Origin of the sequence: Nocardioides limicola, from assembly GCF_016827675.1 — a bacterium.
Classification (GTDB): domain Bacteria; phylum Actinomycetota; class Actinomycetes; order Propionibacteriales; family Nocardioidaceae; genus Nocardioides; species Nocardioides limicola.
The window spans coordinates 1-1,364 of the sequence record NZ_JAERJA010000021.1; the positions used below are offsets into that span (position 1 = coordinate 1).

Sequence of the window (1,364 nt, forward strand, 5' to 3'; positions counted from 1 at the left end):
CGCATCGGCGTGATGCCACGGGCTGGGTCCGTGGTCGAAGGAGCATCACGTCATGAGCGAGCACGAGTCTGAGAGTACGACGTTGCCAGCGGTGAGGGAGCCGGACATGGTTCGGCTCGCCGAGGAGTTGGTGGCTTCGGCCACCGATCGCGGTCTGGCCCTGACGGGTGAGGGTGGGCTGTTGACCGAGTTGACCCGCAAGGTGTTGGGAGTCGGCGTTGGAGGCCGAGATGTCGCATCACCTGGGCTATGACCGCCACGACCCGGTCGGCCGTGGCAGCGGAAACTCCCGTAACGGGTCGACACCGAAGACGGTCACGACCGAGATCGGGAAGATCACCGTGGACGTGCCGCGGGACCGGGATGGGTCGTTCGAGCCCCGAGTCGTGCCCAAGCATCAGCGTCGGCTGACGGGGTTCGACGAGGCGGTGATCAGTCTCTACGGCAAGGGCATGACCACCGGCGACATCGCCGCGCACCTCTCGGAGGTCTACGACACCGACGTGTCGAGAGACCTGGTCTCCACGGTCACCAACAAGGTCGTCGCGGAGATGAAGGAATGGCAGGCCCGGCCACTCGACGCGATCTATCCGGTGATCATCATCGATGCGATCGTGCTCAAGGTCCGCGAGGGCAGCGTCGCCAACCGGCCTGTGTACGTGGCGATGGGCGTGAACCTCGACGGCTTCAGGGATGTTCTGGGCATGTGGGTCGGCCCCTCGGGCGGCGAAGGAGCCAAGCAGTGGATCAACATGCTGACCGACCTGAAGAACCGTGGCATCCTCGACGCATGCATCGTGTGCTGCGACGGCCTCAAGGGCCTCCCGGAGGCGATCAACGCGGTCTGGCCCCAAGCGGTCGTGCAGACCTGTGTGGTGCACCTGGTCCGCAACAGCCTGCGGTACTCCTCCAAGCAGCACTGGCAGAAGATCACCGGGCAACTGCGTCGGATCTACACCGCCCCGACCGTGGAGGCCGCGGAGTTCGAGTTCGAGATCTTCGCCGAGGAGTGGGAAGTGAAGTACCCGGCGATGATCAAGCTGTGGCGCAACGCGTGGGCCGAGTTCGTGCCGTTCCTCGACTTCCCCGTCGAGGTCCGCAAGATCATCTACACCACCAACGCGATCGAGTCCCTCAACGCCCGGTTCCGGGCCGCGACACGGCGGCGCGGGCACTTCCCCGACGAGCAGTCCGCGCTCAAGGTCCTCTACCTCGCCGTGCGGCATCGCGAAGTGAACCGGCCCAACCCCAGCGGCCGGATCGCCGGCTGGAAGAACATCCTCAACGTCTTGTCCATGACCTACGGCGACCGCCTGGGTCTCAACTGAGCCGATGCCCACTTACACAAAGTTTCCGACAGACCC

1 pseudogene is annotated in these 1,364 nt (G+C 65.0%); it reads left to right on the forward strand.

Going from position 1 to position 1,364, the window contains the following annotated elements:
• The first annotated feature begins 52 nt into the window (after positions 1-52).
• Positions 53-1,328 (forward strand): annotated as a pseudogene (locus JKG67_RS18305) (IS256 family transposase).
• Positions 1,329-1,364 lie beyond the last annotated feature (36 nt).